The organism is uncultured Lamprocystis sp. (assembly GCF_903933125.1).
In the GTDB taxonomy this organism is placed as follows: Bacteria; Pseudomonadota; Gammaproteobacteria; order Chromatiales; family Chromatiaceae; genus Thiodictyon.
In genome coordinates this window covers 1-6425 of record NZ_CAIZIZ010000097.1, presented here as the reverse complement: position 1 = coordinate 6425, position 6425 = coordinate 1, and the positions used below count along the sequence as shown (strand labels likewise).

Here is a 6425-nt window from a genome sequence, read left to right as displayed (position 1 = left end):
GGTGCGCCGCACCAGTTGGGCGGCGGCGAATTTCGTCAACTCAACCGCAGACCCGGACGCCCTCGTTATTTCCCAGCGGGACTGGGAACGCTTGCTGGATCAACTGGCCTCGACGGCCTGAAATGGCCAAAGTCGAGGCAAGGCCACCACGAGCGAACGCCTACACCTGCGATGACGCCCCCAGCGTGTGCTGTTCCGGCAAAGCGGGCGTCAGCCACCCGGTGGGCACACATAAGCGCATGCACGACAAGACAAAAGCCAAGCTAAAGGGCATATTGACTACTCCCGGGGCGGCTTTCACCTATCCGATTGTGCGTGACAAGGGCGTGGAGGCGCACAATGAAACGTTCCTGAACGACCAGGGCAAACCGCTATGCAAACCCGACTGCCTAAAGGCGCAGATTGACGCTCATATGCAAGAGCGAGGCACCGGTGCAGAGATCAAAGTTCGTCGCCAGGACGGCGCGACGAGAGCCAAGTATCCGAAGATCAAGAGCACAAAGAAGGGGTAACCATGGCAACGTTCGCCGAGATGAAAAAATACCTGGAGGCCTATGCTGTCTCCAGCTGTCACGTGCGGAGCCGGGATATCGTTGCATTCTGTACTCAGGATTGGAGTATCGATGATCCCCTCGAGCCGCGCCCGACGATGGTTTTCTTTTATTATCCCAACGAACCACCAGACGAACAATGGGCGGTGTCCGAACTGGACAACATGACCGGTATTCACGGTTGTACGGCGTTCAAGCCGCAAGAGCAGTGCGTCTTTGTTTCAGATCCCGGTGAGGTTTATGTGGTTGGACAGGGATATGACGACGGCGAACAGCCGGTCGATGCGACGTCGTTGAAGCACTTCTCTGCTGTGCGATGCATTGCGACCGGCTATGCTTATGCGGTAGGTATGCGTCGGGATGTCTACAAGCGGACGGCGGCGAACCGGTGGACGCATCTAACTGACAAGTTGCTGTCCTCAGAGCTCCCCCCGTCCGTGGACCATGCGGGCTTCGTGGACATCGATGGCTATTCGGACACGGATGTGTTCGCTTGCGGAGGGCAAGGCGATCTTTGGCACTTCGACGGAAAAACCTGGGCTAAGGAGGACGTCCCGACTAATGCGTCACTCGAGCGGATCTGTTGTAGCAAGAACGGTTTGGTATATATCACGACCGGCTGTAAAGATTTGTTAATCGGCAACAGGTCGTCATGGTCACTGGCAAAACAGGATATCCCGGATGAGTTCCTGGAGGACATCGTTCAGTTCGGCTCGCAAGTGCTCGTGTCAACCGTTGATACGGTCTATACCGTAGCCGGCGATAAGCTGGTGAAGCCGCAGTTTTCTTTGCCCCCGATGAGTTCGTACTCGCATCTGGCTGCCGGCGACAGCATTCTGGTCATTGCAGGTTCGAATGAGGCATTTATGTACGATACCAAAATCTGGACCAAGATATATCAGATATGAACGCAAGTTATAAGCAAGCAATAGGGAACACAGCAATAGAGCAATAGGAGACAGACCACGAATACACCTGCCAATAATGAAGCATCGGCTCGACGTTGCTGCGTATGTTAGCAACATCCCACCAACCAGTTCTGGAGGTCATACAGCAGCACGCCGAGGAATCGGCGATCCTGCGCCACACCCGTTCGGTGCTGGTACGGGCACCCCACGTCAAGCTTCATCACCTGGCGCGCATTGATGAGCGGATCGCCGCGCATCTGGATGGCCTCACGGTAGCCGGCGAGTTCGGAGCGGGGCTCTGCCAGGCGGCCCTGGAGACACCAGGCACCGGCGAGGTCTTCGCGGCAGCAGTGGGGGCAATCGCAAGTAATGATCGGCGCCGCCTAGACCGACTCTTCGCCCTTACCGAGGCACTACCGGAGGCATACCACGGGCTGATCTCCGCCTTTGGCTGGGTGTCGGCCCATGACCTCCAAGGCCTCGTCGTGGAACTGCTGGCGGCCACGGAGCCCGTGCGGCAAGAGGTTGGCATCGCCTCCTGCATCATGCACCGCGTCGACCCGGGGTCAATCCTCACCGCCGCGATCGACGATCCCGATCCGCGATTACGCGCTTGCGCCCTACGCGCGGCCGGGGAGGCCGGTCGGCGTGACCTGATTGATGACTGTCTGCGGCACTTGCAGGACGATGATCCCAGCGCCCGTTTCCGGGCCGCGATGTCATCGTTGCTGCTGGGGAACCGGGATCTTGCCTTGAGTGCGCTCGGTGAGCTTTCTTCGACTCCTGGTCCCTTGCGTGCCCAGGCGCTTGGGCTGTGGCTGAAGGCCGTGGACCTGCCGAGCGGCCACCATGTTCTGCAATCGATCGCCAAAGACGCCGCGAGCCGGCGCTTACTGATCCAGGCGACTGGAGTTACCGGCCAGGTGCACTATATCCCCTGGCTCATCGGGCTCATGGCGGACGATCAGACCGCCCGCCTGGCGGGCGAGTCCTTCTCGTTCGTCACCGGGCTCGACCTCGCCTGGCTCGACCTGGAGCGCCGGCCGCCGGAGGGCTTCGAACCCGGTCCGAGCGATGACCCGGCCGATGAGTCCGTGGACATGGACCCGGACGATAGCCTGCCATGGCCGGATCAGGCCAAGATCCAGGCTTGGTGGGAGGTCAGCGGGCAACGCTTGCAATCCGGGGGACGCTACTTCATGGGCGAACCGGTTACTGTTGAGCACTGCCAACGGGTGTTGCGCGAGGGCTACCAGCGGCAGCGCCGGGCCGCCGCCGAGTATCTGTGTCTGCTGACCCCGGGTACGCCACTGTTTCCGATCGCCGCCCCAGCCTGGCGTCAGGCGCGCTGGCTGGCCGCCGACCAACCTGCAATTTAGCGTCCGATTCACTACGGAACGCTGCCGATCTGCCACCCTTGACCAGTAACCAAGCAAAATGGCGGCAATAAACCGCGCCAGCTCCGGCAATCGTCGAGTCTGCCGGGGCCGATCCGATCCAAACGGATCGCCTACGGTGCTGGGCGCGGTTTAGGACTGCGAATTGCCCGGTTCCCAACTGAAGCGCGGGAGCGCGAAGAAAGCGCTGGACAGACTCGCGCCCCAACTCTGGCTGATGGTCTCCAGATCAGGTGATCCCACCTCCAGTTTGAGCAGATGGGAGGGAGACAACTGGTCCCGCGGGCACAGCGCCACCTCGAACGGCGGCCCGACCGACAGATTGGACCGCGCGGCCCCGACCATCGAGACCAGACAGAGGCGCGCCCCATCGGCGAGCGACAGCCCCGTATGCGCCAGGCGATCGAGCGCGGGCTTCCCGTACTTGCTCTCACCAATTTGGAGATAGGGCGTCTCGCGGGTGGCGGCGATGGCATTGCCCTGGGGATAGATCAAGAACAACCCGTGGGCTTGGCCGGCAATCTGCCCACCGAGGATAAAGCTGGCCTCCGCACTGACCCCAGCCTGGCGCAGGGCCGGACCGTGCTCGTTTTGCACCGCCAGACTCACCTGCCCGATGTAAGTCGCCGCCTCGAACAGATAATTGACATTGAGCAGGGTCGCCGTCGGCGCCTGCTGATAGGGGCTGGGCCGGGGATTGATGGCCTGGTCGAGGTCCCGGCCGATGCGGTCCAACACCTCGCGCGTCGTCGCCAGACTCCCGGCGGCCATCAGCACGAACAGCCGATCGGGCGCGGGCTGCAGGACGTGGAGTTTACTGTAGGTCGAGATGTAGTCGACCCCCGCGTTGGTCCGGGAGTCGGCGGCCATGGTCAGGCCGTCATCGAGCAGGAGCCCCACACAATAGGTCATTTCAGACAGATCCTCCGCGTTATTGGGTGGCCGTCACCGGGTGCCGTGCGCCATTCGGGTCGGCACCCGCGCAGTATATCGCCTTCGCTTTGGTGTAGGGGCGGGTTTCAAACCCGCCCCTAGGTCCGGGCGACGGCCTGGAATCGTCGCCCCCTGCTGATCGCCACGGAAACCAGGTATCCTGTGCCCCCTTGCGATCCTGGCCCCTCGCGGCCTTGATCATAATTCCGGCCAGCGGCATGCGTAGTCAGGGCTTCCAGCCCTGAGGGTGTCAGGCCAGGATGGCCTGACGACGCACCTGGCGAGCCCAAGTGGCCGGAATCTTGATCAAGGCCCCCTTCGCCATGACGCCGTCGCCGACCCGCGGTCGGCCCGCGGTCCAAGGCGGCGGCGTTCGCGCATCATCAGGAGTTCTCATGGAGTTTCAAGACGGCGTCCTGCGCATCGAATCCTTCCTCGCCGTCACCATCGGCATCATTGTGCTGTTCGTCGGCAAACGCCTGAACGACAAGGTCGCAATCCTCCGCGAGTTCAGCATACCGGAACCGGTCACCGGCGGCCTGCTGTTCTCCATTCTGCTTGGAGTGCTCTATTTCGCCTCCGACGTCGCGGTGGCGTTCGACTTACAGGCGCGCGATATCCTGCTGGTCTATTTCTTCACCACCATCGGCATCAATGCCAGCGCCCGTGACCTGCTCGCGGGCGGGCGGCCGCTCTTGATTCTCCTGGCCGTCACCATCGCCTTCATGTTCGCGCAGAACCTCACCGGCATCGGCGTGGCGGCCCTGTTCGGCCTGCCGGCGGCGGTCGGCATCACCGGCGGGTCCGTATCCCTCATCGGCGGCCACGGCACCACCATCGCGTGGGCGCCCGTCATCTCCGCTCAGTACGGCATCAGTAACGCGATGGAGCTCGGCATCGCCAGCGCGACCCTGGGCCTGATCCTGGCCAGCGTCATGGGCGGCCCGATCGCCAAGTTCCTGATCAAACGCCATGGGCTGACACCCGCCCCGCAACTGGTCGAGGAGGTCCAGGACATCGGCCTGTCTGACACCCAGAAAAAGGCCGGCCTGGGTCACCTGGACTTCCTGAGCGCCATCCTGGCAATCCACCTCTGTATCATCCTCGGGTTCCTGCTCAACGGCATCGTCGCCGACCTGGGGCTCAAGCTGCCGCTCTTTGTCACCTGCCTCTTCGCCGGCATCCTCATCACCAACCTGACCCCGAAGAACCGGCCGACCCTGAGCGGGATGCCCTGGCCCACCCGGACCCCGGCGATTGCCCTGATTGCCGACGTCTCGCTGGGCACCTTCCTGGCCATGTCGTTGATGAGCATGCAACTCTGGACGCTGATCGATCTGGCCTGGCCCGTCCTCACCATCCTGGCCGCGCAATTCGTCCTGGCCGTGGCGGTCACCCTCTTCATTCTCTTCCCGGTCATGGGACGCAACTATGACGCGGCAGTGGTCTGCGCCGGCTTCGGCGGCGTCTCACTCGGCTCCACCCCCACGGCCATGGCCAATATGGCGGCCGTGGCGCAACGTTTCGGCCCCTCCCACCGCGCCTTCATCATCGTGCCCCTGGTGTCCGCCTTCTTTATCGACCTGGTCAATGCGCTGGTGATTCCGCTGTTTCTGCGAAATTTTTAGTGGATCGCCAACGCGCTCGGCTGGAGGGCGGTGCCGACCTAAACGCTACGGGGTTCTTCGCTCTGATGGCAGCGGGACGGCAGCTACCGACTCATTCCTGTCAGTGGGCACACCCCTCTGAGCGGCAGATCAGTTCCAGGAGCTGTCACTCGGCGCGGATGAGGTGACGCAGCGACGCGTGCTTGAACTGCTATTTGTTCCGCGCTGGTCACTGACTGCAATGGCGTTTCGGGCCGACGCTCGTTTTCCCAGGAGCATCCTGATCCGGTTGGTCCAGGTCGATATCAGTTGTCGTTGGGAGTCGAAGTCTGACGCTTGTTCGCTGGTGACTTGGTTAGGGTGCAGTACAAGTCTTTGCACTGACTTGCAGGCCGGCGTGATTGGCTCCGGTCGGGAATTGGGCAACGCCGGCCTGGCGCAACGGTCATTCATCTGTGCTAGCCAAGGGCGGATCGATCCAATGCGGTGATGGCTGCCAGGCGGCCAGCCAGTCGGGTAGCTCGTGGGCCGGCAGGGGATGGGCGATGCGGAAGCCCTGGGCCAGCTCGCAGCCGAGTTGCCGCAGCCGCTCGCCCTGCGCCAGGGTCTCCACTCCTGCGGCGACGGCCTGGTGGCGGAAGGCGGTGGCCAGGCATAGGATGCTTTCGACGATCGCCAGGTCATCCGGGTTGTCGAGCATGTGGCCGACAAAGCTCCGGTCGATCTTCAGCGCGGTGACCGCCAGGCGTTTCAGACAGGTCAACGAGGAATAGCCGATACCAAAGTCGTCCAGGGCGCAACTCACCCCGAGCGCGCGGCAGTCCGCGACGATGCGGGCGACCTGGGCCAGATCCTGCGTCGCGCTGATTTCCAGGATCTCCAGCGCGAGGCCAGCCCTGAAGCATGACCGCGCGACCGCAGTCACGGCGCGGGCTGGCGGTGGTTAACGAAAGTTAATGTTCGCACAAGGGGGTAGACACCGCGGCGGGCTTCTGGCAGGATCAATGGCAGAGTAGTCGGTCTGCGAAG

Annotated in this window: 7 protein-coding genes; 4 read left to right on the top strand and 3 right to left on the bottom strand. The window is 62.5% G+C overall.

Annotated elements, in window-relative coordinates:
• Positions 1 to 122 precede the first annotated feature (122 nt).
• The 3 genes from QZY03_RS04295 (at position 123) to QZY03_RS04285 (ending at position 2838) form a co-directional block, all read left to right on the top strand.
• A complete protein-coding gene (locus tag QZY03_RS04295; protein ID WP_295578530.1) occupies positions 123 to 512 on the top strand; it encodes an HNH/endonuclease VII fold toxin-2 domain-containing protein in 390 nt (129 codons plus the stop codon).
• 2 nt (positions 513 to 514) lie between these two features.
• A complete protein-coding gene (locus QZY03_RS04290) occupies positions 515 to 1459 on the top strand; it encodes a hypothetical protein (RefSeq protein WP_295578529.1) in 945 nt (314 codons plus the stop codon).
• A gap of 104 nt (positions 1460 to 1563) precedes the next feature.
• Positions 1564 to 2838, top strand: a complete 1275-nt coding sequence (locus QZY03_RS04285; RefSeq protein WP_295578528.1) for a TIGR02270 family protein — start codon at positions 1564 to 1566, stop codon at positions 2836 to 2838.
• 150 nt (positions 2839 to 2988) lie between these two features.
• On the opposite strand, the gene QZY03_RS04280 is transcribed toward QZY03_RS04285, so the two are convergent.
• On the bottom strand, positions 2989 to 3768 hold the full coding sequence (locus QZY03_RS04280) for a 20S proteasome subunit A/B (RefSeq protein WP_295578527.1): 780 nt from the start codon (positions 3766 to 3768) through the stop codon (positions 2989 to 2991).
• Positions 3769 to 4039: 271 nt separating this feature from the next.
• The gene (locus QZY03_RS04275; RefSeq protein WP_295578525.1) at positions 4040 to 4186 is read right to left on the bottom strand and encodes a hypothetical protein; all 147 of its coding nucleotides are present in this window, start codon (positions 4184 to 4186) and stop codon (positions 4040 to 4042) included.
• Between QZY03_RS04275 and gltS the strand changes: the two genes are divergently transcribed.
• Positions 4185 to 5417 carry a sodium/glutamate symporter gene (gene gltS / locus QZY03_RS04270; RefSeq protein ID WP_295578524.1) on the top strand — a complete coding sequence of 411 codons (1233 nt, stop codon included), beginning with the start codon at positions 4185 to 4187 and terminating at the stop codon, positions 5415 to 5417. The two genes, QZY03_RS04275 and gltS, sit on opposite strands and share 2 nt — an antisense overlap.
• A gap of 424 nt (positions 5418 to 5841) precedes the next feature.
• Here the strand turns inward: gltS and QZY03_RS04265 are convergent, their stop codons facing one another.
• Positions 5842 to 6321: an EAL domain-containing protein gene (locus tag QZY03_RS04265; RefSeq protein ID WP_295578523.1), complete on the bottom strand. Its 480-nt coding sequence runs from the start codon at positions 6319 to 6321 to the stop codon at positions 5842 to 5844.
• Positions 6322 to 6425: the final 104 nt, after the last annotated feature.

Excerpts from the sequence above, each read along its gene's own strand:
- QZY03_RS04275 (WP_295578525.1), bottom strand. The coding sequence starts at position 4,186 with ATGAGAACTCCTGATGATGCGCGAACGCCGCCGCCTTGGACCGCGGGC.
- QZY03_RS04295 (WP_295578530.1), top strand. The coding sequence starts at position 123 with ATGGCCAAAGTCGAGGCAAGGCCACCACGAGCGAACGCCTACACCTGC.
- gltS (WP_295578524.1), top strand. The coding sequence starts at position 4,185 with ATGGAGTTTCAAGACGGCGTCCTGCGCATCGAATCCTTCCTCGCCGTC.
- QZY03_RS04280 (WP_295578527.1), bottom strand. The coding sequence starts at position 3,768 with ATGACCTATTGTGTGGGGCTCCTGCTCGATGACGGCCTGACCATGGCC.
- QZY03_RS04290 (WP_295578529.1), top strand. The coding sequence starts at position 515 with ATGGCAACGTTCGCCGAGATGAAAAAATACCTGGAGGCCTATGCTGTC.
- QZY03_RS04285 (WP_295578528.1), top strand. The coding sequence starts at position 1,564 with ATGTTAGCAACATCCCACCAACCAGTTCTGGAGGTCATACAGCAGCAC.